Below are 23,601 nucleotides of genomic sequence, written 5' to 3' on the forward strand. Positions count from 1 at the left end.
CAGTCAGTGCTCCTCCGGGTGGTGGGTCTGCCCGCAGTACGGGCACCGGATGTCGTCGGGAAGGCGGGGGATCAGGGCGGCCAGGGCGAGGCCGACGCACGCGCCGACCACCACCCCGACCAGCCCGGCGCGCCGGTTCATCCGCTCGCCCCGCGGCGCACCAGACGCCGCAGTCGATCCAGGACGCGGGGGCTATCGGGATCCCGCCCCAGCGCGGCGGTGAGCGAGAGATGCAGCGCCTCAGCCCGCTGCCGGGCCCCGTCCCGTTCGGCGCGGAACTGCCGAGCCCGCTGCTCGGCCCGGTCGGCCCGCTGCTGGTGTTCGTCGGCGGCCGCGGCCCACAGGTCCCGCTGCTGCCCCACCCGGTCCAGGCGCTTTCGGGTCTCGGTGAGCTCGGCGCGGAGTTCGGCAGCCTGCTCGAACGCGGCCGCGGTGCCGCGGCACGCCTGGTTGCGCTGGTCACGAGCCGCGTCCCGCTGCTCCCGAGCGCGGTTGCGCTGACGCACCAAGTACTTGGCCACGTGGAACCAACTGCCGGCCCGCCGGCGGACCTCCCGCAGCTCCAGCCGCAGCCCGGCCGCGGTCTCGGCCCGCTGCCGATCGGTGGCGATCAGCTGGTTCTGCGCCGTGCGGGTCGCGGCGATGTCGGAGACGATCCGCACAAGCGCGTCGACGTCAGTGTTCGCTGAAAGTTCCAACGTGGCACACAGCCGCTGGCGCAGCTGCTCGTGCTCGGTGGTCTGATCAGTGGTGGTCATCAGTCGGACACCTCCACCCGCGGCAGCACGCAGACGTAGTCCGCGTTGGCGTGGTGCACCCGACGTGACCGATCGACATAGACGGCCGGACGCCAGCACATCGAGCACTCGACGCCGTACAACGGGATCGGCGGAGCCGCAGTCGGCTGCCGCCACGCCCCACCAGGGGCGGTAGTCTGGAACATGGTCATCGGAGACCTCATCTCTTCCGGTGATGTGGGGTCGCCCCTGCCCGGGCGGCCCCGTTTTTGTGGGTCAGCTGGATTTGCGCTTTTTGCGCGCGTCGGCTGAGCGCGCGGCCAGTTGCGCGAAGTAGGCCTTGCGGGCGGAGGTGGCCCGCTGCAGGCGTTCCTGCTCAGGCAGTTCGCCGGCCGGATCGACCTGTTGCTCGAAGCGTTCGAGAAACGTCCGGCGAGCGGTGGAAGTCCGCGCGGTCCGGTCGCTGGTGTTGGCCCAGGAGGCGTGCGCCCCGATCCGGGCGCGGAGGGCTCGCTGTTCTGGGGTCATGCCGACACCGCCGTCTCATCACGGGGAGGCCGGCTCGGCTCCGGACGACGCGGACCCGGGGGATGCCCCGGGGGGCGGTCAGGACCCTCATCGCTGCCGATGGCGATGAGTTCGTCCACGGGCACCCCGTACAACCGCGCGAAACGATGCAACAGCCGCATCGAGGCCTTGGTGCTCCCGTTTTCCACGTTGCGTACAGCGCCCTCGGTGATCCGCACCTGGGCGGCGACATCGGCCGCCGATAGGTCGAGCTCGTAGCGCACCTGGCGTAGTCGCGGTCCTGCTTTCGGCATGTCGCAAGACTATGCAAGTTGGGCTCATTAAGTCAACCCAACGCGCACCATTGATCAGAGTAAGGGGACCCTATATAGTGCGAAACAATGCGAACTAATGCGCCACGGGATAACAGACCTCCGGGTCACGCTTTGAATACACGCCCCAAAGTGCGAAACCATGCACCAGTGAGCACGGGCAGGAAGCGACTCGGGTCCGCAGTCTTCCGACGCAGGATCGACCTCGGCATGGCGAGCCGACGCGCGTTGGCTCAGGCCGCCGGCATCGGCAAGAGGACGGCTGACTCGCTGGAGTCCGGGGAACGCGTCAGCGCTACCAGTCTCTACAAGATAGAGACTGCTCTCGGGTGGGCACCGGGCAGCGCCGAAGAGGTCATCTCCGGGGGCGAACCGACGCTGACCGACGAGGCCCAGACTGGAGCTGGCCCCGCACTTCGGGATGACGTCGAACGGCAGATCTGGGCGATCACCGATCTGTCGGAGGACATGCGATGGTCCTACATCTATCAGTACCGGGCGCGTCGTGAAGACGAACAGCAGCCACCCAACCACACGCGGGTAATGTAACCAGGTCACAGTTCGAAAAAAACAATGTGATCACGCGGCCTCATGGGAAAAGATAACCGCGTGTTGACGATCGTTTTACCAATAGTGATTGCGGTAGCGGCGCTCGTCCTAGCCGGTATCGCACTACGGTGCGCGCGTCGAGCAGAACGACGGATCAGTGGCCACGAAACAGCCAGACTGTTAGCTGAGACCACATTGGCATCGACCACATCGGACGAGCTCGACGCGCACGTGCCCGCACAGCGACGCGCACCGCATCTCCGGGTGATCCAGGGCGGAAAAACGCTACTCGGGGCGCTGGTCGCTGCGGCCAGTACCTGTCTCCACCGCGGGCAGCAGTCCCCCACTACCACGGCGGCCGCGGGCCTGATGACCTCAGCAGCCGTCGTGGCGGTGATCAGCCTGCCCTACACCGCAGACGAGCCCGACCTCGCCGCTCCTGTTTCCCCCAGGTCCGTACCCACGTCCCCCGTGCCATCCCTCTCCCCGGAGCCTGCGGGATCGGACACGATGACGTCCACGCCCAGCGCACCGCCCCGGTCCACATCATCGGCACCCGAGACCGCCTCGGATACCGCAGCCCCTCCTATACAGAACAATCCGCCTTCTTCGGAAACCGACCTTCCTTCTCCGGTGCCAGATCCGCCGCAGCACACTCAGGAACCGGAGCCCACCACTCCGCCGGCTCCCGAGGAGGGGGACGAGGAATCTCCCACTCCCCCAGCCGAAGAAGACCCCCACGAACACAATTGCATCAACAATCCGAATGCTCCGGTGTGTGTCTTGAACGCGGGAATGAACAGTCTCGGGGAAATTGCCCGTAAAGCAGCCGACGTTTTGGACGATCTTTTCGACGCTTAGATGCGATCTCCCAACGCCATGGTGCGGTGTGCCTCGCGGGCGCGCTCGTCGGCCAGGGACGCGCCGTAACGGCGCAGCATCTGCGGCGAGCGCCACCCCATCAGGCGCATGAGATCAGATTCGTTGCCGCCGGCGGCCAGCCACTCGTGGGCGGCGGTGTGGCGGAACTGGTGGGCGTGCAGGTTCTGGATCGGCGAATCCAGGGCGCGGCCGCGACGGCGCAGCATGAGCTTGATGCCGTTATCGGTGAGCGGCCCCTTGTTCTTCTCAGCCAACCACACCGCAGACGTTCGGCTCGCGAAGCGGTCTTTGGCGCGCACCCGGATGTAGCGCGACAGTGCCAGCGAGGTGTTCGATCCGATCGGCAGCATCCGTGGCCGCCGCCCTTTCCCGAGCACCATCACCTGGTCCTGGTCCAGGTCGAGATCGTCGAGGGTGATGCGCGAGACTTCGGACAGTCGCCCTCCGGTGTCGATGAGCAGTCGGATGATCGCGGCATCACGGCGGTTGATCATGTCCTTACCGTCGCACTGCTTGAGTAGTGCCTTGACCGTCTCCAGTGGCAGCACCGGCACGGTAGTTTCGGGAACGTGCGGAGGCTTCATCCGCGCCATCGGATGGGAACCGATCTCTTCCTCGTCGAGTAGGAAGTTGAAGAACTGCTGCAGCGAGCGGTAGCGCACGTTGGCCGTGGCCGCCGAGCGGGTCTCGAGCAGGTGGGTGATCCAGTCGCCGATCTCGCGACGGGTGATCGCGTCGACGGCAGGGAGCTGGTGCTGCTCCTCGAGGTAGTCGACCAGACTTCGCACCGCAGCCAGGTAGGTCTCGCTGGTCTTGGCGGCTTTGTTCTCTCGTCGCAGAGTCTTGCCGAAGTCGCGGATGAGGTCGTCCCAGTGCTCTCGCATGGGGGCGAAATTATCGTGTCGCTGTGCGCTGTGCAACGGACACGAATTCCGAGCCGACAATTATTTTCGCTGGTCAGATGGGGCATGGTGGGCGCAGCTGGGATCGAACCAGCGACCCCCTGCTTGTAAGGCAGGTGCTCTTCCGCTGAGCTATGCGCCCTCGCCGATGGCCGACCCGTATCCTACAGGTCGGCCATCGCGAGGTGTCACGCGGATACTTCCGCGAGCGCCTTTCGCCAGGCGTCCTGGTCACGAGGCTCACCGGGCTGGTTCATCTCGGCGAATCGAACCTTGCCCTCGGTGTCGATGAGGAAGGTTCCCCGATTGGCCATGCCCGCCTGCTCGTTGAAGACTCCGTAAGCCTTGGCGACTTCACCGTGCGGCCAGAAGTCGGACAGCAGCGGGAAGGTGTAGCCCTCCTGCTCCGCCCAAGTCTTCAGGGCGAACGAGGAGTCGACCGAGACTCCGAGCACCTGGACACGGTCGTTCTGGAAATCACCGAGGTCGTCGCGGACCTGGCAGAGCTCGCCCTGGCAGACACCGCTGAAGGCGAACGGGTAGAAGACCAGCAACACGTTCTTGTCGCCGCGGAAATCCGACAGCGACACCTTCTCCTTGTTGTAATCCGGCAACGTGAAGTCCGGCGCTGTGGCACCGACCTCGAGCGTCATGCGCCCACCCTTCTGTTCGACGACAGCTTTCCGGCGCCGAACCTACACCGATCGGTACGACGAGCGCACCGGCAGCCATCCGGTTACCGGCGCGTAGGAGTCGTCACCGCTTGGTCTTGGCGGGCTTGCGATAGGCCAGCCTGGTTCCCGTCCACTTGTCGCCGAGACTCAGGTTGGAGGTCTGTGCGAGGTTGGAAGTGGCGGCTGCTTCGGCGATGTCGCTGGGTTCGACGTGCCCATCGAGGCCGGTCTTGGGCGTCATCACCCAGATGACGCCTTCCTCGGCCAGTGGCGCCATGATGTCGAGAAGTGTGTCCGTGAGATCGCCGTCTTCGTCACGCCACCACAGCAAGACGACATCGACCACTTCGTCGGCATCCTCGTCGAGCAGTTCGCCTCCGCAACGCTGCTCGATCGCTTCTCGGACGGTGTCATCGACATCCTCGTCCCAGCCGATCTCCTGCACCACCATGTCTGGCTCGATATCGAGCTTCTCGGCGACGTCGGTTTCGTTCCTACCGGCGTCTTCCGCGGCGACCACGGCTTTCTCACTCCTCCAATTCTCATGTGCGCGGGTGGTTCACCCGACGCACGAGACAAGTTTGCACGATCTTGCCGTAAGCGAACACCGTCGACGGGCATCAACGCAACCGCAGATCGCACGATACGACGTATCAACACTGACAGTGACCGAACAGCGAACAGCATCCGCCCCCGCTTTCGGGGACGACACCGGCCTCCCGCGCGAGCGCGCGCCCGCGAAATCGAAGCGATGTTCGCGTTGTTCGTTACGAGTCACGCCACGAGACTGACGGTACTACGGCCACCACACAACCCGGGTCGTGTTCGTACCGAGTGGTAACTGTGTCGGTTCGCATCCGTGCAGCACGATGGGAGACGATGAGGCTGCCGGATCGCGAGCCTCCGGCGAGCACGCGCACGACGTCCTCAGGAGACCCCTTGACCCCGCACAACAACGAGACCGGTGGCGCGAACTCCCCACAACGTGTGCGGGTGATTCGAAACGGTCTGGCTTCGCACATCCCGGACATCGCTCCGGAGGAGACCGAGGAATGGCTGGAGTCGTTCAACTCGGTGCTGTCCGTCGCGGGTAAGGAGCGGGCCCGGTACCTGATGCTGCGGCTGCTCCAGCGCGCGGGCGAGACCGGGGTGGGCGTGCCCTCGCTGACCGGTACCGACTACGTCAACACGATCCCGACCGAGCTGGAGCCCTGGTTCCCCGGTGACGAGGAGACCGAGCGCCGCTACCGGGCCTGGATGCGCTGGAACGCCGCCATGATGGTGCATCGGGCCCAGCGCCCCGGCATCGGCGTGGGCGGGCACATCTCCTCCTTCGCCTCCTCCGCGAGCCTCTACGAGGTCGGGTTCAACTGGTTCTTCCGGGGCAAGGACGACCCCGGCGGCGGTGACCACCTCTACATCCAGGGGCACGCCTCCCCCGGCATCTACGCGCGGGCCTTCCTGGAGGGCCGCCTGTCCGCCGACCAGCTCGACGGGTTCCGCCAGGAGTACTCCCACGCCGGCCCGGGAGGCGGGTTGCCCTCCTACCCGCACCCGCGTCTGATGCCGGGGTTCTGGGAGTTCCCCACGGTGTCGATGGGCCTCTCGCCCATGAACGCGATCTTTCAGGCGAGGTTCGACCGGTATCTGCGCGACCGCGGCATCAAGGACACCAGCGACCAACACGTCTGGGCCTTCCTGGGCGACGGCGAGATGAACGAGCCGGAGTCACGCGGCATGCTGCAGGTGGCGGCGAACGAGGGACTGGACAACCTGACGTTCGTGGTCAACTGCAACCTGCAGCAGCTGGACGGCCCGGTCCGGGGCAACGGCAAGATCATCCAGGAGCTGGAGGCGTTCTTCCGCGGCGCCGGCTGGAACGTGATCAAGGTCGTCTGGGGACGCGAGTGGGACTCCCTGCTGCACGCCGATCGGGACGGCGCGCTGATCAACCTGATGAACACCACCCCGGACGGGGACTACCAGACCTACAAGGCCAACGACGGCGCGTTCGTGCGCGAGCACTTCTTCGGACGGGACCCGCGCACCAAGGAGATGGTCAAGAACTTCACTGACGACCAGATCTGGGGCCTGCGCCGGGGTGGACACGACTACCGCAAGCTCTACGCGGCCTACAAGGCGGCGATGGAGCACCACGGTCAGCCCACGGTCATCCTGGCCAAGACCATCAAGGGCTACGGGCTCGGAGCCCACTTCGAGGGCCGCAACGCCACGCACCAGATGAAGAAGCTGGCGTTGGACGACCTGAAGCTGTTCCGGGACAGCCTGCGCATCCCGATCTCGGACGCCCAGCTCGAGCAGGATCCCTACCTGCCGCCCTACTACCACCCCGGGGAGGACGCCCCGGAGATCCAGTACCTGCGGCAGCGCCGGAACAGGCTGGGCGGCTACCTGCCGGAACGCCGCACACCGGCCAAACCGCTGGTGCTGCCCGGCGACAAGGTCTACGACGTGGTGCGCCAGGGCTCGGGCAAGCAGGAAGTGGCGACCACGATGGCGTTCGTGCGGTTGCTCAAGGACCTCGCCAAGGATCCCGAGATCGGGCCGCGGCTGGTGCCGATCATTCCCGACGAGGCGCGCACCTTCGGGATGGACTCGATGTTCCCCTCCCAGAAGATCTACAACCCGGCGGGCCAGACCTACACGCCGGTGGATTACCAGCTGATGCTGGCCTACCGGGAGAGCGACCAGGGCCAGATCCTGCACGAGGGGATCAACGAGGCGGGCTCGGTCGCCTCGTTCACCGCGGCCGGGACGAGCTACGCCACCCACGGCGAACCGATGATCCCGGTATACATCTTCTACTCGATGTTCGGGTTCCAGCGCACCGGCGACGGCCTCTGGGCCGCGGGCGACCAGATGGCGCGGGGTTTCCTGCTCGGAGCCACCGCTGGGCGTACCACCCTGGTCGGCGAGGGGCTGCAGCACGCTGACGGCCACTCGCAGCTGCTGGCGGCCACCAATCCGGGAGTGGTCTCCTACGACCCCGCCTGGGCGTTCGAGCTCGCCCACATCGTCCGCGACGGACTGCGCCGGATGTACGGGGAACGGCCGGAGAACGTCTTCTACTACCTCACCGTCTACAACGAGCCCTACCAGCAGCCCGCCGAACCGGAGGGGATCGACGTCGACGGCCTGCTGCGCGGCCTGTACCGCTACAACCGCGCGGAGGGCCCAGGCCCCCGGGCACAGCTGCTGACCTCCGGGGTGGCCATGCCGGAGGTGCTGCGCGCACAGGAGATGCTCGCCACCGAGTGGGGCGTGGCGGCCGACGTGTGGTCGGCGACGTCCTGGACGGAACTCCGTCGTGAGGCGGAGGCGGTGGACCGGGACAACCTGCTTCACCCGGACGCCGAGCGGCGCGAGCCGTACGTCACCCGCGCGCTGCGCCCCGAATCGGGGCCGGTGGTGGCGGTCAGCGACTGGATGCGTGCCGTACCGGATCTGATCCGCCCGTGGGTGCCGGGGGAGATGACCACGCTCGGCGCGGACGGCTTCGGGTTCTCCGACACGCGTCCGGCCGCGCGGCGGGTCTTCCTGGTGGACGCCGAGTCGACGGTGGTGGCGACGCTCGCCGCGCTCGCGCGGCGCGGGGAGATCGACCGGTCGAGGGTGAGTGAGGCAGCCGCCCGCTACCGGATCGACGACGTGCGGGCGGCCGGTCCGCAGACCTCGGAGTCCGGCGACGCTTGAGCCGCGTGTGCACGGGCGGCGGTGCGGATCCGACCGCCGCCCGTGGCACCCACCGGAGCAGCACGATTCACCCGAAGCGGCGGCGGCCGACTCACCCTGTCGACAGGGTTTCGTGCCCGGCATCCGATCGGTCGCGATGCCGCCGGGCGGTGCGCCGCCAGCTGAACCAGCCGTGCAGCACCAGCGCCGCGAACACCAGGTAGATCACCGCGCTGAACCAGAGGCCCGACGCCAGCTGCAACGGCACGCTGACCGCGTCCACGGCCAGCCAGATCAGCCAGAACTCCAGCAGTCCCCGCCCCTGGGCCCAGAAGGCCACCACGGTGCCGACGAAGATCCAGGCATCCGGCCAGGGCGCCCAGGAGGCGTCCAGCACCCGCAGCAGCGCGCCGAACACGGCGGAGCCCAGCAGCAGCGCCGCCAGGAGGCTCCACCGCTCACCGGCCGTGCCACGGCGCACGATCACGCCGTGCACCGCGTCGCGGTGGCGGTACCAGGCAACCCAGCCGTACACCGAGATCGACATGATCACGACCTGCCGGAAGGCCATGCCACCCAGCTCCGCGGCGGCGTAGACCGCGAACAGCAGCAGGGTGGCCAGGATCTGCACCGGCCACGTGGCCAGGGTGCGTCGCTGCGCGAGGAAGACCACCGCCAGCGCGCACAGCTGACCGACCAGCTCCGCCCAGGAAATCGACTGTCCGAGAACGACGACACCGCTGCTGAGCAACCACTCGGCGATCGTCCGCACTGCCCACTCCTTCCGAGACGTCCTTCGGGGACGCGAGGGGCAGCGACACCGAACCGCGCGGCACCAAGGGCCGAGCGCGGTCGGCGTGCGCTTCCTCCCATCCGGACTTTCACCGTCGGTTCCGGAGTTTCACCGGATCGGCCGATCCACCAGGAGTGGAACACGGTTCGCGGACTGTCACCGCCGGTTCGGACTTTCACCGAGCCCCGGAGCGCACGTTTCGCTCTTCGTGGACAACAACGACGCTCCCCGGCCACTTCCAAGATCGGAGTGTGCGGTGGAACACCGTGAACCGTTCGCGTTGTCGGGGCCCCGCGCCCCCAGGCGTAGACTGGCGGCGGACCGATGCACCGCGCCCACCCGGTGATCGCGTCGTGGCGACGGCCCGTGAGCCGCCGGAGAAAATCCCCACGCTTCACTCCGCCCGTGGAGCTCACCGGGCCAGTGGAGCTCGCCGCCATCTCGTCTCCAGGGAGAGTCAGGTTGAACGACACCGACCGGGCGATTCTCGCCTTCGAGAACGAGTGGTGGCGGCACTCGGGAACCAAGGAACGGCTCATCCAGGAGCGGTTCGGGCTGTCCGCCATCCGCTACTACCAACGGCTGAACCGGCTGCTGGACGACCCCGAGACACTGGCCACCTCCCCCGCCCTGGTCAACAGGTTGTTACGAGTCCGGGACGGCCGGATCGCGCAGCGGGACGACGCCGGCGGAACCGGCACGAGAGGACCCGAAACCCCCTCCTGACCGCCTCCCCCGCTCCGCCCGGCGAACGGGCCACCTGACCACGTCGTGCGAACCGAGCGGTGTGCGAAGCTGGCGACATGGCGGGTGGCAGTGAACCGGAAACCCACGACACGAACGTGTCGAAGACCGAACGCACCGAGTTGTCGGGCAGGACCCTGCGCAAGCTGGAGCGTGCTTCCGGGGGACTGGCCACCGCCAGTATCACCGCCATGGAGGATCGGCTGACGTGGTTCTCCCGGCTTCCCGCCGATCAGCGCTCCAACATACTGCTGGTGACCCAGACAGGGGTGTCCAACTTCGTCTCCTGGCTGCAGGACCCTTCCGAGTCCATCAGGCTCACCGCCGAGGCGTTCCGGGCGGCCCCCAGGGATCTGTCCCGGTGGATCAGCCTGCGCCAGACGCTGGAGATGGTGCGCACCGCCATCGACGTCTTCGAGCAACAGCTGCCCGACCTGGCCGAGGACGAGCGGGAGCGGATCCTGCTCACGGAGTCGATCCTGCGCTACACCCGGGAGATCGCGTTCGCCGCCGCGACCTCGTACGCGGCCGCGGCGGAAGCCCGCGGCGCCTGGGACGCGCGACTGGAAGCGCTGGTGGTGGACGGGATCGTCCGGGGCGACACGGAGGAGTCGCTGCTCTCCCGCGCGGCGGCGCTGGGCTGGGAACCGTCCTCGGAGGCCACGGTGATGGTCGGCAGCGCGCCGTCGGACGACCCGCCGACGATCGTCTACCAGGTACGCAGCAGAGCCGCCCGCGCGGGCAGGTCGGTACTGCTCGTCGTGCAGGGCAGCAGACTGGTGGTGGTGTTCGGCGAGGCATCGGACGGACGCGCCGTGCGGGATCCGGCGAGCACCATCGCCGAGGCCTTCGAGGAGGGTCCGGTGGTTATCGGGCCGACCGTGCCCAGTCTGGCCGAGGCGCACAGGTCGGCGGAGGACGCCATGTCGGGACTGCGTGCCGTGGTCGCCTGGCCGGAGGCACCTCGACCGGTGGCTTCGGAGGATCTGCTTCCGGAGCGGGCGCTGGCGGGTGACCAGGAGGCGGAACGGCTGCTGGTGGAAACGATCGTGTCACCGCTGAACGAGTCGGGCGGCACGCTGCTGGAGACGCTGGACACCTACCTGGAGGTGGGAGGTGTGCTGGAGAGCTGCGCACGGAAGCTGTACGTGCACCCCAACACGGTTCGCTACCGGTTGCGCCGGATATCCGAGGTGACCGGGCGCAGCCCGTCCAATCCGCGCGGGGCGCACACCCTGCGGGTGGCGCTCGGGGTGGGCAGGCTGGCCAGGTCGCGCGGGGTGTGGTGAGCCGTGCGGCGACGGGACCGGGGCCACATTCGCCGCCGGGCGGAACGCACGGTTGATCCGGTGGTCACTCACCGGTCACAATCAACAAGGGTTGCCGTGACCGGTTAGCACCATCGGCGGATACCCCTTTGTAGGGTTTCCACAAAAAATCGACATTGACTTAGTTGATGTCAGCATCACGTCACCCCGGCTGCGACGTGTTCAGTGAAGAGTGTGATCGCGCTGCTAGCCCCCGGCCAGGGCGCCCAGACGCCCGGCATGCTCCAACCGTGGCTGGAACTGGACGGAACCGAGCGACGGCTGACCGAGTGGTCCGAGGCCACCGGTCTCGACCTCGTAAGACTCGGCACCACGGCCGACGCCGAAGAGATAAAGGACACCGCTGTCACCCAACCACTCGTGGTGGCGAGCACGTTACTCGCGGCGGAGGAGATGTGGCGACGCCACCCCGAGCTGCCGCTCGACGCACCGGTGGCCGGGCACTCGGTGGGCGAGCTCGCGGCCGCGGCCATCGCGGGTGTGCTCAGCTTCGAGGACGCGATGTCGTTGGCGGCGATACGCGGCAGGGAGATGGCCGCCGCCTGCGCCGCGGAGCCGACCTCGATGTCGGCGGTTCTCGGTGGCGATCAGGACGAGGTGCTGGACCGGCTGGACCAGCTCGGACTGCGGCCGGCCAACCGCAACGGGGCGGGCCAGATCGTCGCCGCGGGCCGTGAAGAGGCGCTGGCGGAGCTGGCCGAGAACCCGCCGGAGAACAGCAGGGTGCGACCGCTGGCCGTGGCCGGTGCGTTCCACACCGAGTTCATGGCGCCCGCGCGGGAGGCGCTGCGGGTGCACGGGGACAAGCTTTCCGTGTCGAACGCCGGACGTGCGATGCTGTCGAATGCCGACGGCACGGCGGTCACCGATGGGGACGAGATCCTGCACCGGCTGGTCGAACAGGTCGTTCGGCCGGTGCGGTGGGACTCCTGCATGGCCACTCTCGGTGAGCTCGGCATCACCGCCACGATCGAGTTCCCGCCTGCGGGAACCCTGTCGGGCATGGTTCGCCGTGACCTCAAGGGCACCAAGACGGTGTCACTGAAAACCCCCGCCGACCTGGACAAGGTCGCGGAAGTACTGGCCGAACACGGCCGGGCCGACTCCGGGAGCGATTCGTGAGCAAACCTTCGACGTTGCGCCAGACCAGTGGCCCCGCGGCCACCCGGGTCCTCGGCTTCGGCAGCGCGCAGGGCAACCGGGTCGTCACGAACGACGACCTGACCCAGTACGTGGAGACCAACGACGAGTGGATCCAGCAACGGGTGGGGATCGTCAGCCGCAGGCTCGGCGAGGACGACCAGACGGTCGTGAGCATGGCGGTGGAGGCGGGTTCGAAGGCCGTCGCCGACGCGGGGCTGTCCCCCGCCGATGTGGATCAGGTCATCATCGCGACCTGCACCATGCCCGGCCCCATCCCGAACGCCGCGGCCCAGGTGGCCGACCGGATCGGGATAACGGCTCCCGGCGCGTTCGATCTCAACGCGGCCTGTGCGGGATTCTGCTACGCCCTCAGCACCGCCTCCGACTTCATCCGTGGTGGTTCGGCGCACCGCGTGCTGGTGATCGGTGCCGAACGGTTCCAGGAATGGCTGGACTGGGAGGACAGGGCCAACTGCATCATCTTCGCCGACGGCGCGGGCGCAGCGGTCGTGGGACCGGCCGAGGAACCCGCCATCGGCCCGGCCGCACTGGGTAGTGCCGGTGACATGGTCGACACCATCTACCTGCGGGAGAACCGCTACATCTACCAGGAGGGGCAGACCGTCTTCCGCTGGGCCACATCGGAGGTGGCGCCGGTAGCAGCGCGAGCGGTGGAACAGGCGGGACTGCGGCTGTCCGATGTGGATGCTCTGGTCGCGCACCAGGCCAACCTGCGAATCGTCGAGGCCGTGGCGAAGAAACTGCGGCAACAGGGAGCCCGTGACGATCTCGTCGTGGCTCGTGACATCGTGCATTCCGGCAACACGTCGGCCGCCTCGATCCCACTTGCGATCGATCACATGCGATCGACAGGAGAGATCAACAGTGGTGACGTGCTGCTACTGGTCGGCTTCGGGGCGGGACTGTCCTACGGCGGCCAGGTGATCATTTGTCCGTGACCGGACGAAGAACCGGTCGGCACGCGCCGGCCGACGACGTCGAGCGAATCGAAGCAGGAAGGAAACGAACGTGACGAACGAGGAAATCACTTCGGGCCTGGCGAGCATCGTCGAAGAGGTCGCAGGGGTCGACGCTGAGGAAGTGTCCGTCGAGAAGTCCTTCGTCGACGACCTGGACATCGACTCGCTGTCCATGGTGGAGATCGCCGTCCAGGCCGAGGACAAGTTCGGGGTCAAGATCCCCGACGATGAACTGGCCAACCTCAAGACCGTGGGCGATGCGGTTGACTACATCGTCAAGAACGCATGACGACCAAGGACGTTGTGATCACCGGGATGGGCGCGACGACTCCGCTCGGCGGGGACGTCGCGTCCACCTGGGACGGTTTGCTGAACGGCGCCAGCGGCACCCGCACGATCGAAGCCGACTGGGTGGACACCTACGAGCTGCCCAGCCGGATCGCCGCTCCGCTGGCGGTGGAGCCCAACGAGGTGCTGCCCCGGGTCCGGCTGCGGCGCATGGACCGCTGCGAACAGATCGCTCTGATCGCGGCACACCAGGCGTGGAGTGACGCGGGCTTCGAACTTCCCTCCGAGGACGCGGAGCCCGTCGATCCCGAGCGGCTCGGCGTCGCCATCGGGACCGGCATCGGCGGTCCGCTGACACTGCTGGATCAGCACGAGACGTTGAAGTCCCAGGGGCTGCGCAAGGTCTCACCGCTGACGGTCCCGATGCTCATGCCCAACGGGCCCGCCGCGCACGTGAGCCTGGAACTCAGGGCACGCGCCGGAGTGCACACCCCGGCCGCGGCGTGCGCCTCGGGCTCGGAGGGGCTGGCCACCGGGATGGACATGATCCGCTCCGGACGGGCCGACGTGGTCGTCGCCGGCGGAGCGGAAGCGTGCATCCACCCGATCACGGTGGCGGGCTTCGCGCAGTCGCGCACGCTGAGCACCCGCAACGACGAGCCGGAGCGGGCCTCCCGCCCGTTCGACGTCGACCGGGACGGCTTCGTCATGGGCGAGGGTGCCGGTGTCGTGGTGCTGGAGAGTGCCGAGCACGCGGCGGCGCGCGGTGCCAGGATCTACGGACGGCTGGCCGGGGCGGGCATCACCGCCGACGCCTACCACATCACGGGTAGCCATCCCGACGGTCTCGGGCAGATCAACGCGATCAACACCGCCATCGGAACCGCCGGACTGTCGACCACGGACATCGGGCACGTCAACGCGCACGCCACCTCCACGGTGGTCGGCGACGTGGGTGAGGCCACCGCCGTCCGCAAGGCGCTGGGCGACGACGTGGTGCTGACAGCCCCGAAGGGTGCCCTGGGGCATCTCGTCGGCGGAGCGGGCGCGGTGGAGAGCATCGTCACGATCCTGTCGCTGTATCACGGCGTGGTTCCGGCGACCCGAAATCTGGAGAACCCCGATCCCAAGGTCGAACTCGAAGTGATCTCGGGCGAACCTCGCGAGACGAACGCGGCGGCCGCGGTCAACGATTCCTTCGGGTTCGGTGGCCACAACGTCGCACTGGCATTCACCAGGAGTTGATGTCACCACGAGCGTGGCGGCCGACACTCCACCGACCACGTCACCGGCAACCAGGGTGACGACGATTCCCGAACCTGACACCGCCCCACTTTCGATATCGGAGAATCCCGTGACAGCAGTGGCGTCTCATTCCGAAACATCGGGGACAGACTGGGATCCCCGCGACCCCGAGCTGCGGTTGTCGCAGTTGCTGGACACCGATTCGATCGTCGCGCTGTACGAGCGGGACGACAGCGGAGTGTTGGCGGTGCGCGGCCGTATCGGCGGCTCACCCGTCATCGCCTACTGCACTGATGGAACGGTCAAGGGTGGGGCGATGGGCAGTGCGGGGTGTTCCCGCATCGTCGCCGCGATCGACGCCGCCGTGGCCGAGGGATGCCCGGTGCTGGGTGTGTGGCACTCGGGTGGCGCGCGCCTGCCCGAGGGCGCCGAGGCACTGGACGCGGTCGGTCAGGTGTTCGCGGCGATGATCCGGGCCTCGGGACGCGTGCCCCAGATATCGGTGGTGCTGGGGCCCGCCGCGGGTGGTGCGGCCTACGGTCCGGCGCTGACGGACGTGGTCATCATGGCGCCGTCCGGACGGGTCTTCGTCACCGGTCCGGACGTGGTGCGCAGCGTGACCGGTGAGCAGATCGACCAGGAGGGGCTCGGCGGTGTGGATGCCCACGGCACCAAGTCGGGCGTGGTGCACGTGGTCGCCTCGGACGAACCGGACGCTTACGAGCGTGCCCGTCGGGTGACAGGTCTGCTGGCCGACCAGGGCGATTTCGATCTCGACACCGTCGAGGCCCGCGGTGAGGATCCGGGAGCGCTGCTGCCCGACACGGCACGGCGGGCCTACGACGTCAAACCGGTGATCCGGCGAATTCTCGACACCGACGTCTCCGGGGAAGCCGTCTTCGAGGAACTGCAGGCCGAATGGGCGCCGAACATGGTCACCGGCCTGGGCAGGCTCGGTGGACGGGCAGTGGGCGTACTGGCCAACAACCCGATCCGCAAGGGTGGCTGCCTGGACTCGCTGTCCGCCGAGAAAGCGGCCCGTTTCGTGCGGATGTGCGACGCGTTCGGTGTTCCCCTGGTCGTGTTGGTCGATGTTCCCGGCTATCTGCCGGGCGTGGACCAGGAATGGGGCGGGGTGGTGCGCCGGGGCGCCAAGCTGCTGCACGCCTTCGGCGAGGCGGTCGTTCCGAGTGTCACCCTGATAATGCGCAAGTCCTACGGCGGTGCCTACATCGCCATGAACGCCCGCTCACTGGGTGCGGGCACCGTGCTGGCCTGGCCGGAGGCCGAGATCGCGGTGATGGGAGCCCGCGCGGCGGTGGGCGTGCTGCACCGCAAGGAGATCGCGGCCGCTCCCGAGGAGGAGCGGGAGGCGCTGCAGGACCGGCTGGCCGAGGAGCACCAGCGGGTCTCGGGCGGTGTGGACCGTGCCAAGGCGATCGGGGTGGTCGACGAGGTGATCGATCCCGTTGACACCCGAGCACGGCTGGCCGAGGCACTGAACGAGGCCGAACCGCGACGCGGCTCCCACGGCAACATTCCGCTGTGAGTGCTCACCGAAGTTTTCCGCTCGGGTCGTCGAGCTACTCGCGCGGCGGGGTCGCCCGCCGGCTCCGCTCCGGGTGTCCGACGTCGGGAGGTAGCGACGACCCGCGCGGCGAACAGTGCTGATCAGTTTTCGGCACAGCGCTTCGACAACGAACTGTCCGGCAGTCCCTGCCCCAGCCGTAATCCTTCCGATACGGGAACGATCCGGTAGACGACCCGCCAGCGCAGACACCCCGCGGGCATCGACTTCGGCGCGTCGGCGGGATCCTGCGTACTGATGAAGGACATGACCACCCGCATCGTGGCCTCGGGTCCCGGCACGATCCGGTGGATCACGACCGTTCCGTCCTCGGTGCTGTGGTACTCGTCCTGCCACTGTTCATAGGGCTGGTTGATCCGCTTGGCGCGGACCACGGTGCTGCGCCACAGGTAATACTTGTCCTTGTTGATCGCGTTGAAGTGACGTTGCAGCAGTTGCTGCACGGCCTCGGCGTCCGGATGCCGCCGGGCACCCTCGCTCAGGGCGACCCTTCGAGTGCCGGGAGGATCGCCCTCCGGAGTGGGCGACGCGGAGCTCTCGGGAACCGGTTCGGCACGTTGCGCCACGTCGCCGTAGACGTTCCGCGCGAACAAACCGGCTGCGACCGCACCGAGCAGGGCCACCGCGGTTACCGGGAGCGCCCACAGCAACAGCCCTCGCTCGGAGGACACGGATTTCGACGGCACACCACGAGCGTGCCATACGGGAAAATCACCGCTCGATCCACACCGACACCGGTGGGAGCCTGCCGTGCGGAGTCACCCGCTCACGAAACGTCGAGAGGATCCGCCGGACGGCGTCGAGGCGGCGTCGGTTTCTCGCGAAATCGCCGCCCGCTTCGGCCCGGGAAAGTCCGGTTACGGGGTGGGGCGGATGATTCCTCGCTGGATGGCGGTGGTGATCGCCGCGGTGCGGTTGTCCACCCCGAGCTTGTCGAAGATGTGCACCAGATGCGTCTTGACGGTCGCCTCGCTGATGAACAGCTCTCGGGAGAGCGCTCGGTTGGACAGTCCCTGTCCGAGCATCCGGAGTATCTCCACCTCGCGCGGGCTCAACGCCTCCTCGGGGCCGCGCAGCCTCTCGAACAGCCGGGCAGCGACGTTCGGGCCGAGTGCGGTTTCACCCCGCGCCGCCGAACGGACCGCCTGGGCCAGCTGCTCCGGTGGGGAGTCCTTGAGCATGTACCCGGTCGCTCCTGCCTCCACCGCGGCCAGAATGTCGGCGTCGGTGTCGTAGACGGTGAGCACCAGCACCGCGGGCGGATCGGGCAGGGCCGTTATCCGCCCCGTGGCGGTGACGCCGTCCGTGCCACTCCCCATGCGCAGGTCCATCAGCACCACGTCCACGCTGGTGTCCGCCAGTGCGTCCAGCGCCGCACGACCGTCGCCCGCTTCGGCCACCACCAGCATGTCGGAACGTTCGTCGAACATGGCGCGAAGACCGCGGCGGACGACGGGATGGTCGTCGACCAGCAGCAACCGCAGCGGCTCGTTCACCGACTCACCTCCTCGCGCAGCGGAAGCCTGATCGCCACGACGGTTCCGCTGCCGGTGCTCTCAAGTTCGAACACACCGCCCAACCGCTCGATCCGCTCACGCAGCGATCGCAGTCCGAAGCCGCTGCCGTCCGGGCGCGGAGCACGCGGAGACTCCGGGTCGAAACCGGCACCGTCGTCGTAGACGTCCAGCGTGACCTCGGTCCGCAGGTATCCGAGCGTGACGGTCGCCGAGTCGGCCCCGGCATGCTGCACCACGTTGGCCAGACTCGCCTGAGCGGCGCGCAGCAGGGCCACCTCGTAGTCGGCAGGCAGACCGAGAGCGGTTCCGTCGAGCCGCAACCGGCAACGCAGTCCGGACTCACGTTCGACGCGCTCGCACAGCCTGCGCAGCGCATCGGCGAGCCCGGCTTCGCTCAGCGCGGGCGGACCGAGCTCGCTGACCAGTCCGCGCGCCTCGGCGAGATTCTCGGAAGCGGTGTCACGAGCCTCCACGAGATGACCGCGTGCGGTGTCGGCTCCGGCGGGCAACGCGGCCTCGGCGGCGCGCAGCAGCAGCACGACGCTGGAAAGCCCCTGTGCGATCGTGTCGTGAATCTCGCCCGCGAGACGTTCCCGCTCGGCGGCGACGCCCGCTTCGTGCTGGGAGACGGCCAGTTGGGAGCGTGTCCGTCGCAGGTCCTCGATCAGCAGACGACGTTGCTGACTCTCGCGGTGGACGGCCGCGTATCCCCAGGCCACGAGGACCGCGAATCCTGCCCCAAGGCTCGGCCCCAAGACCACGGCGACGCTGAACTCGTCGGCGTGCGCCAGCTGGGTGGCGATCACGAGCCCGGTCACGACGACCACGGCCACGACGGCGTGCGGACCGCGCAACAGATGCATGTGCAGGAAGAACAGCGGGAAGGCTATCCAGGAGAAATCCGGGCTGACAGCCAGCAGGGCGGCCCAGAGCGCCGTCACGCAGGCCAGCCAGAGCAAAGCGGTCCGCCGGTTGTAGGCAACGCGGCGAGGTAGCGCTCCCACGGCGTAGAGCACCGCCAGCGCGAGCACCCCGAACAGCGCGAACATCATGACGCCCCGGGGCTGGGAGGTGGTGAACAACCGGGCGACGGCGACCGCGAGAAGCAGGTAGAAACCCGCGTGCAGCGCCGTGCGAAGTACACGCAGCACCACGGAGTCACTGGGGTCGTGCCCGGTCAACGACTCGTTCCCTCCCACTCCGGCAGCTTAGCGGTTCGGTGCCCGGCCCTGCCGGTTCGCGGGCGGCGGAGCACCGCTCGGGTGTGCCCCGGAAATCGCCCGGGGACTCCCGGAACCAGTCTCCACACGGCTGTCCGGCCGGGGCATCAATCGTTCGATTGACTTTCGCCTCGACCGAACGACACCCGGATATCGATCCCGATGTCGATGGCGGCGCGGGGCGGGCCGGCGAGAGTGGGTGACAGTCCCCGGCCCCGAGCGCCGGGGAGCGGTTCAGACACAACCACCAGGAGAGAAGTGACCCGTGTTCGTCGCCATCCGAGACATCCGCTTCGCCAAGGGGCGATTCGCGCTGATGGGTTCGGTCGTAGCGCTGATCACCCTGCTGATCGTGCTGCTCTCCGGACTCACTTCGGGGCTGGCCGATCGGTCGGTATCGGCCGTCAGAAACCTCCCCGCCACACATCTGGTGTTCGGTGGCGCGGGGGACGAACAACCGGAGAAGTCCTTCGCGGACAGCACCGTGACACCGCGACAACGCGCTGTCTGGGAGAACACGGCGGGCGTGCGGCGAGTGAGCCCGCTGGGAATAACGACCACCCGCGTGGGAACCCCGAACGGCTCCGAGGCGAGCGCCACCGTGTTCGGCCTGCCACCGGACGCGCCCTCCGCACCGACAGGAACATCCGACTCGGCCGTGGTGATCAGCCGTTCCCTCGCCGAGGAACAGCGGTTGCACACCGGTGATCGACTGTCCACCACCGCGGGCGAGCTGCCGGTGAGCGCGATCACCTCGGACGAGTTCTACAGCCACACCCCGGTAATTTGGACCACATTGGACACTTGGCGGGAGCTGCGTACCGCGCGGAGCGCGGGAGCGGAAACGCCGCTCGCCACGGTCCTGAGCGTGGAGGCGGAACCGGACGCACGGCTGTCCGAGGCCGATTCGGCCGCGAACACGCTCTCGGCGACCGTCGGGGACAGCCTGGAAGCCGTCGGCTCGTTCTCGTCCGAGAACGGCTCGCTGCTGACGATGCGGCTACTGCTGTACGCCATCTCGGCACTGGTGATCGGCGCGTTCCTGACCGTGTGGACGATTCAGCGCAGCGGTGACGTCGCGGTGCTCAAGGCACTCGGCGGTTCCACCGGGTACCTGCTGCGCGACGCGCTGGCCCAGTCGCTGATCGTGCTGCTGGCCGGGGCCGGTCTCGGCGGAGCGGCGGGCGTCGCGCTGGGCAGCGCGGCGGGCGAGGTGGTGCCGTTCGAACTGACCGCGCGCACGACGCTGGTGCCGGTGCTGGTGATGATCGCGCTCGGCATGGTCGGAGCGGCGCTGGCAGTACGCCGCATAACTTCCGTGGAACCGCTGACAGCGTTGGGAGCTGGACGATGAGTCTGAGACTGCACGGGATCGGGCTGACCTATCCCGACGGGGAACGAACTGTGCACGCGCTGGACGAGGTTTCGTTGCGAGTCGACCCCGGCGAACTGCTGGCGGTGACCGGGCCTTCGGGCTCGGGCAAGTCGAGCCTGCTCGCCGTGGCTGCGGGGCTCGTCCGGCCCACGGCGGGTTCGGTCCACGTGGGCGAAACGGATATCACCGGTTTGAACGGTGCGGCGCTGAGCAGGCTGCGGCTGAACCGGATCGGAATCGTGTTCCAACAGCACAACCTCGTGGCATCGCTGACGGCGGTCGAACAGCTGCAGGTCACCGAGCACATGCGGGGGCGTTCCGCGCGGAAGGCACGGGACAAGGCGGTTCAGCTGCTGGCCACGGTGGGGCTGTCGGGGAAGCAGCACCGCAGGCCGAGCAGGCTCTCCGGCGGGGAGCGACAACGGGTCAACATCGCACGGGCGTTGACGGCCCGTCCCGAGGTGCTGCTGGTGGACGAGCCGACCGCCGCCCTGGACCAGGAGCGCGGCGCGCGAATCGTGGAACTGCTCCGGGACGTGACCCGGCAGTACGGTGTCGCCACCGTGCTGGTCACGCACGACACCCAGCACCTGGCGCAGACGGACCGGACCGTGGCGATACACGACGGAAAACTGTCGGGGTAAGGAGTTTCGCGCCCGGGCGTGGAACCGGGAGGAGGCGACGTCAGCCGACACTGTGCAGCCACTCGACGGGCGGCCCCTCACCCGCCCCCCGATACGGCTCCAACGCCTCGTCCCAGCTGGTCCCCAACAGCTCGGTGACACGATGTCGCATGCTGTCCACGTCCTGACAGTCGGCGACCAGGGTGCGCAGTTGGTCCTCGGCGACCACGATGTCGCCGTTCGCACCGGTTCGGGCCCGCCACAGCCCCAGCTCCGGGACGTGGCAGAACCGTTCGCCGTCCGTCCCGGGGCCGGGATCCTCGGTGATTTCGAAACGCAGTATCGGCCAGGTGCACAACACCCCGGCCAACCGTGCGGCGGTTCCGGGCTCGGCGTACCAGATGTTCTCGGCGCGAAGCTCTCCGGGAGCGGCGGGCTGGGCGGTCCAGCGGAACCCGAGACGGGTATCGAGCACGCTCGCGATCGCCCACTCGACGTGCGGGCAGACCGCCCCGGGTGACGAGTGGATGTAGACGACACCGCTTGTATGGTCACACGTGCTCACTGCTGCCCTCCGCTTGTGCCACGAGGGACGTTCTTCCGCCACGACCTCGAAGCGAAGTACGACTCCGTCAGTCGATCACAAACGAGGGGCTTACGCACGCTTTGCCAAGAGGCACCTTCCCGCGCGCAGATCCGTCCGCAGTGGACCTTCCTGGATGCTTCTCCCCACTGGACGGAGTCGAAATCGCAGTTCGGAAGGCATCAACACGGCTTCGATCCGAGGTCTCGGAACCGGCGTAGCCGACGAAGCCCCGGACTGCCCGCGAAGGTCGATACCACTCGAAAGGGGACACTCGTGGCAAGTGTCGCTGCCCGGGCGGAATCCCGCGGTCCGCTCGGGACGGTACGGTTCAGAGCCCGTAGCTCTCCAGCAGCCGCAGCCAGACCTCGCTGAGGCTGGGAAACGCCGGTACCGCGTGCCACAGTCGTGCGAGCGGAACCTCGCCGACGATCGCGATCGTCGCAGCGTGCAGCAGCTCGGCGACGTCCTGGCCGACGAACACGGCACCCAACAGCACCTGGTGCCGTTCGTCGATCACGAATCGAGCCCTGCCCCGATAGCCGTCGGCCCGGAGTTCCGCGCCGGCCGAGGCCATGTCCAGCTCGACGGTGCGTACCCGGTGACCGTCCTGTTCGGCCCGCTCCGGGCTGTAGCCGATCTGGGCCACCTCGGGATCGGTGAAGATCACCGTGGGGACGGCGTGCCTGTTGGCCGAGGTCATGTAACGACCGAACGCATCGGTGGTGACGTGTCTGCCCGTGGCCCTGGCGACGACGACGTCCGCGACCACCCGTGCCGCGTACTTGGCCTGATGGGTGAGCTGGGCCTGCCCGGTGACGTCCCCCGCGGCGTAGAGCCACCCGCCGGGAACCCCCCTGACCTCGCCGTGTTCGTTGACGTCCACGGCGCCTTCCTCGTGGAGCCCCACCGACTCCAGTCCGAGATGCCCCGTGGCGGCGCGACGACCGGTGGCGACCAACAACCGCTCGGCCGAGACCTCGGTACCGTCGGCCAGTTCCAGCGTCACGCTCCCCTCCGTACTCGACACCCCGTGGACCACGGCATCGGAGTACAGTCGCACCCCGTCGGCACGCAGCGCCGCCTCCAGCAGGTCCCCGGCGAAATCCGGGGCCGAAGGCAGCGGGCGGGGACCGCTCTCGATCATCCGCACGTGCGTTCCCAACCGGGCCCAGGCCTGCGCGAGCTCCACCCCGACCACTCCGGCCCCCAGCACGGCCAGGCTCTCCGGAGCTCGCTCGGCGGAGGTGGCAGCACGCGAATCCCAGAAGTCGACCTGGTCGAGACCGGGAATCGGAGGACGCACGGGCACGCTTCCGGTGGCGAGCACGACCGCGTTGCCCGCGTAGAGCGAAAAGGTCGTGCCGTCCGGATCACGCACCATGACCTCCCTGCTGCCCGCGAGCCACGCCGAACCGCGGAACAGGGCCACCCCGGCGTCGTGGACCCAGTCGACCTGCCTCCGGTCGTCCCACTGATCGACGAACGAATCGCGTCTGCGCAGGGTGCCGGAAACATCGATATCACCCGTGACGGCCTGCCGGGCCCCGTCCACCCGACGAGCGGCGGTCACGGCGTGGCCGGAACGCAGCAGTGCTTTGCTGGGCATGCAGGCCCAGAAGGAGCACTCCCCGCCGACCCGTTCCCGCTCCACGAGAGCCACCGAGAGGCCACCCGCGGCGACCCGGCCCGCCACGTTCTCCCCGGCGGGACCGCCGCCCACGACCACGACGTCGTACTCGTATCCGCCGGACTCGGCAACGACCTCACCGGACTCGGCACCTGTAGCAGCCATACCGGTCAGGGCAATACATCACGAGGACAACGGCAACCGGAAAGCCGGCCGGCCGGTCCGTCGCGCGCTCCGCCGGCCGGTTCCGCCCTGGCTGCCGGAGCGG

25 protein-coding genes, 1 tRNA gene and 1 riboswitch are annotated in these 23,601 nt (G+C 68.1%); of the genes, 11 read left to right on the forward strand and 15 right to left on the reverse strand.

Annotation, left to right across the window (positions count from 1 at the left end):
• Positions 1–3: 3 nt before the first annotated feature.
• The 5 genes from BM150_RS24280 to BM150_RS21050 all read right to left on the reverse strand — a co-directional run bounded on the left by BM150_RS24280 (position 4) and on the right by BM150_RS21050 (position 1,558).
• Complete coding sequence (locus BM150_RS24280) at positions 4–141, reverse strand: hypothetical protein (protein WP_175496949.1); 138 nt, start codon at positions 139–141, stop codon at positions 4–6.
• Positions 138–758, reverse strand: coding sequence for a hypothetical protein (locus BM150_RS21040; RefSeq protein WP_092929290.1), 621 nt, complete (start codon positions 756–758; stop codon positions 138–140). The genes BM150_RS24280 and BM150_RS21040 overlap by 4 nt, the downstream gene beginning before the upstream one ends.
• Positions 758–949: a hypothetical protein gene (locus BM150_RS23885; RefSeq protein WP_139219613.1), complete on the reverse strand. Its 192-nt coding sequence runs from the start codon at positions 947–949 to the stop codon at positions 758–760. Before BM150_RS23885 ends, BM150_RS21040 begins: the two co-directional genes overlap by 1 nt.
• A gap of 64 nt (positions 950–1,013) precedes the next feature.
• Positions 1,014–1,265 (reverse strand): hypothetical protein, encoded by a 252-nt coding sequence (locus BM150_RS21045; RefSeq protein WP_092929292.1) that lies wholly within the window; start codon positions 1,263–1,265, stop codon positions 1,014–1,016.
• Positions 1,262–1,558 carry a helix-turn-helix transcriptional regulator gene (locus BM150_RS21050; RefSeq protein WP_092929294.1) on the reverse strand — a complete coding sequence of 99 codons (297 nt, stop codon included), beginning with the start codon at positions 1,556–1,558 and terminating at the stop codon, positions 1,262–1,264. Before BM150_RS21050 ends, BM150_RS21045 begins: the two co-directional genes overlap by 4 nt.
• Positions 1,559–1,726: 168 nt before the next feature.
• On the opposite strand from BM150_RS21050, the gene BM150_RS21055 reads away from it, so the two are divergent.
• Entirely contained in the window at positions 1,727–2,125 is a 399-nt protein-coding gene (locus tag BM150_RS21055) for a helix-turn-helix domain-containing protein (RefSeq protein ID WP_092929296.1), read from the forward strand.
• Between the two features lie 857 nt (positions 2,126–2,982).
• Here BM150_RS21055 and BM150_RS21060 read toward each other — a convergent pair.
• The 4 genes from BM150_RS21060 to BM150_RS21075 form a co-directional block, all read right to left on the reverse strand.
• Positions 2,983–3,891: a tyrosine-type recombinase/integrase gene (locus BM150_RS21060; protein WP_092929298.1), complete on the reverse strand. Its 909-nt coding sequence runs from the start codon at positions 3,889–3,891 to the stop codon at positions 2,983–2,985.
• An 85-nt stretch (positions 3,892–3,976) separates the two neighbouring features.
• Positions 3,977–4,051 (reverse strand) — tRNA-Val (locus BM150_RS21065).
• A gap of 46 nt (positions 4,052–4,097) precedes the next feature.
• On the reverse strand, positions 4,098–4,562 hold the full coding sequence (locus tag BM150_RS21070; RefSeq protein WP_092929300.1) for a peroxiredoxin: 465 nt from the start codon (positions 4,560–4,562) through the stop codon (positions 4,098–4,100).
• Positions 4,563–4,665: 103 nt separating this feature from the next.
• Entirely contained in the window at positions 4,666–5,103 is a 438-nt protein-coding gene (locus BM150_RS21075) for a DUF3052 domain-containing protein (protein WP_092630533.1), read from the reverse strand.
• A 419-nt stretch (positions 5,104–5,522) separates the two neighbouring features.
• On the opposite strand from BM150_RS21075, the gene aceE reads away from it, so the two are divergent.
• Positions 5,523–8,297 carry a pyruvate dehydrogenase (acetyl-transferring), homodimeric type gene (gene aceE, locus BM150_RS21080; RefSeq protein ID WP_217641797.1) on the forward strand — a complete coding sequence of 925 codons (2,775 nt, stop codon included), beginning with the start codon at positions 5,523–5,525 and terminating at the stop codon, positions 8,295–8,297.
• A 91-nt stretch (positions 8,298–8,388) separates the two neighbouring features.
• On the opposite strand, the gene BM150_RS21085 is transcribed toward aceE, so the two are convergent.
• Positions 8,389–9,048, reverse strand: a complete 660-nt coding sequence (locus BM150_RS21085; protein ID WP_092929304.1) for a nicotinamide mononucleotide transporter family protein — start codon at positions 9,046–9,048, stop codon at positions 8,389–8,391.
• Positions 9,049–9,133: 85 nt separating this feature from the next.
• Positions 9,134–9,265, reverse strand: a riboswitch (FMN riboswitch).
• A 266-nt stretch (positions 9,266–9,531) separates the two neighbouring features.
• On the opposite strand from BM150_RS21085, the gene BM150_RS21090 reads away from it, so the two are divergent.
• The 7 genes from BM150_RS21090 to BM150_RS21120 all read left to right on the forward strand — a co-directional run bounded on the left by BM150_RS21090 (position 9,532) and on the right by BM150_RS21120 (position 16,346).
• Complete coding sequence (locus BM150_RS21090; RefSeq protein ID WP_092929306.1) at positions 9,532–9,795, forward strand: DUF3263 domain-containing protein; 264 nt, start codon at positions 9,532–9,534, stop codon at positions 9,793–9,795.
• Positions 9,796–9,872: 77 nt separating this feature from the next.
• Entirely contained in the window at positions 9,873–11,102 is a 1,230-nt protein-coding gene (locus tag BM150_RS21095) for a PucR family transcriptional regulator (RefSeq protein WP_175496950.1), read from the forward strand.
• A 213-nt stretch (positions 11,103–11,315) separates the two neighbouring features.
• Complete coding sequence (locus tag BM150_RS21100; protein WP_175496951.1) at positions 11,316–12,263, forward strand: ACP S-malonyltransferase; 948 nt, start codon at positions 11,316–11,318, stop codon at positions 12,261–12,263.
• Positions 12,260–13,243, forward strand: a complete 984-nt coding sequence (locus tag BM150_RS21105) for a beta-ketoacyl-ACP synthase III (protein WP_092929310.1) — start codon at positions 12,260–12,262, stop codon at positions 13,241–13,243. Before BM150_RS21100 ends, BM150_RS21105 begins: the two co-directional genes overlap by 4 nt.
• 70 nt (positions 13,244–13,313) lie before the next feature.
• Positions 13,314–13,553, forward strand: a complete 240-nt coding sequence (locus BM150_RS21110; protein ID WP_092630548.1) for an acyl carrier protein — start codon at positions 13,314–13,316, stop codon at positions 13,551–13,553.
• Positions 13,550–14,797, forward strand: coding sequence for a beta-ketoacyl-[acyl-carrier-protein] synthase family protein (locus BM150_RS21115; RefSeq protein WP_092929312.1), 1,248 nt, complete (start codon positions 13,550–13,552; stop codon positions 14,795–14,797). The genes BM150_RS21110 and BM150_RS21115 overlap by 4 nt, the downstream gene beginning before the upstream one ends.
• A 109-nt stretch (positions 14,798–14,906) precedes the next feature.
• Positions 14,907–16,346 (forward strand): acyl-CoA carboxylase subunit beta, encoded by a 1,440-nt coding sequence (locus BM150_RS21120; RefSeq protein WP_092929314.1) that lies wholly within the window; start codon positions 14,907–14,909, stop codon positions 16,344–16,346.
• Between the two features lie 122 nt (positions 16,347–16,468).
• On the opposite strand, the gene BM150_RS21125 is transcribed toward BM150_RS21120, so the two are convergent.
• The 3 genes from BM150_RS21125 to BM150_RS21135 form a co-directional block, all read right to left on the reverse strand.
• Positions 16,469–17,071, reverse strand: coding sequence for a hypothetical protein (locus tag BM150_RS21125; RefSeq protein WP_092929316.1), 603 nt, complete (start codon positions 17,069–17,071; stop codon positions 16,469–16,471).
• A 171-nt stretch (positions 17,072–17,242) separates the two neighbouring features.
• Entirely contained in the window at positions 17,243–17,881 is a 639-nt protein-coding gene (locus BM150_RS21130; protein WP_092929318.1) for a response regulator, read from the reverse strand.
• On the reverse strand, positions 17,878–19,101 hold the full coding sequence (locus BM150_RS21135; protein ID WP_245755652.1) for a sensor histidine kinase: 1,224 nt from the start codon (positions 19,099–19,101) through the stop codon (positions 17,878–17,880). The genes BM150_RS21130 and BM150_RS21135 overlap by 4 nt, the downstream gene beginning before the upstream one ends.
• A 286-nt stretch (positions 19,102–19,387) precedes the next feature.
• Here BM150_RS21135 and BM150_RS21140 point away from each other — a divergent pair, with 286 nt between their 5' ends.
• Together BM150_RS21140 and BM150_RS21145 are read left to right on the forward strand one after the other, a co-directional pair.
• Positions 19,388–20,476, forward strand: a complete 1,089-nt coding sequence (locus BM150_RS21140) for an ABC transporter permease (protein ID WP_092929320.1) — start codon at positions 19,388–19,390, stop codon at positions 20,474–20,476.
• Complete coding sequence (locus BM150_RS21145) at positions 20,473–21,141, forward strand: ABC transporter ATP-binding protein (protein WP_092929322.1); 669 nt, start codon at positions 20,473–20,475, stop codon at positions 21,139–21,141. Before BM150_RS21140 ends, BM150_RS21145 begins: the two co-directional genes overlap by 4 nt.
• Positions 21,142–21,181: 40 nt before the next feature.
• Here BM150_RS21145 and BM150_RS21150 read toward each other — a convergent pair whose 3' ends face one another.
• Both BM150_RS21150 and BM150_RS21155 read right to left on the reverse strand, forming a co-directional pair.
• On the reverse strand, positions 21,182–21,685 hold the full coding sequence (locus tag BM150_RS21150) for a DUF3145 domain-containing protein (RefSeq protein ID WP_092929324.1): 504 nt from the start codon (positions 21,683–21,685) through the stop codon (positions 21,182–21,184).
• Positions 21,686–22,034: 349 nt separating this feature from the next.
• Entirely contained in the window at positions 22,035–23,498 is a 1,464-nt protein-coding gene (locus tag BM150_RS21155; RefSeq protein WP_092929326.1) for a dihydrolipoyl dehydrogenase family protein, read from the reverse strand.
• Positions 23,499–23,601: the final 103 nt, after the last annotated feature.

The organism is Actinopolyspora alba, from assembly GCF_900112765.1.
Classification (GTDB): Bacteria; Actinomycetota; Actinomycetes; order Mycobacteriales; family Pseudonocardiaceae; genus Actinopolyspora; species Actinopolyspora alba.

Bases quoted from the DNA above. Each gene is read 5' to 3' on its own strand.
- BM150_RS21045 (WP_092929292.1), bottom strand. From the start codon at position 1,265: ATGACCCCAGAACAGCGAGCCCTCCGCGCCCGGATCGGGGCGCACGCC.
- BM150_RS21050 (WP_092929294.1), bottom strand. From the start codon at position 1,558: ATGCCGAAAGCAGGACCGCGACTACGCCAGGTGCGCTACGAGCTCGAC.
- BM150_RS21040 (WP_092929290.1), bottom strand. From the start codon at position 758: ATGACCACCACTGATCAGACCACCGAGCACGAGCAGCTGCGCCAGCGG.
- BM150_RS21155 (WP_092929326.1), bottom strand. From the start codon at position 23,498: ATGGCTGCTACAGGTGCCGAGTCCGGTGAGGTCGTTGCCGAGTCCGGC.
- BM150_RS23885 (WP_139219613.1), bottom strand. From the start codon at position 949: ATGACCATGTTCCAGACTACCGCCCCTGGTGGGGCGTGGCGGCAGCCG.
- BM150_RS21095 (WP_175496950.1), top strand. From the start codon at position 9,873: ATGGCGGGTGGCAGTGAACCGGAAACCCACGACACGAACGTGTCGAAG.
- BM150_RS21115 (WP_092929312.1), top strand. From the start codon at position 13,550: ATGACGACCAAGGACGTTGTGATCACCGGGATGGGCGCGACGACTCCG.
- BM150_RS21060 (WP_092929298.1), bottom strand. From the start codon at position 3,891: ATGCGAGAGCACTGGGACGACCTCATCCGCGACTTCGGCAAGACTCTG.
- BM150_RS21145 (WP_092929322.1), top strand. From the start codon at position 20,473: ATGAGTCTGAGACTGCACGGGATCGGGCTGACCTATCCCGACGGGGAA.
- BM150_RS24280 (WP_175496949.1), bottom strand. From the start codon at position 141: ATGAACCGGCGCGCCGGGCTGGTCGGGGTGGTGGTCGGCGCGTGCGTC.
- BM150_RS21070 (WP_092929300.1), bottom strand. From the start codon at position 4,562: ATGACGCTCGAGGTCGGTGCCACAGCGCCGGACTTCACGTTGCCGGAT.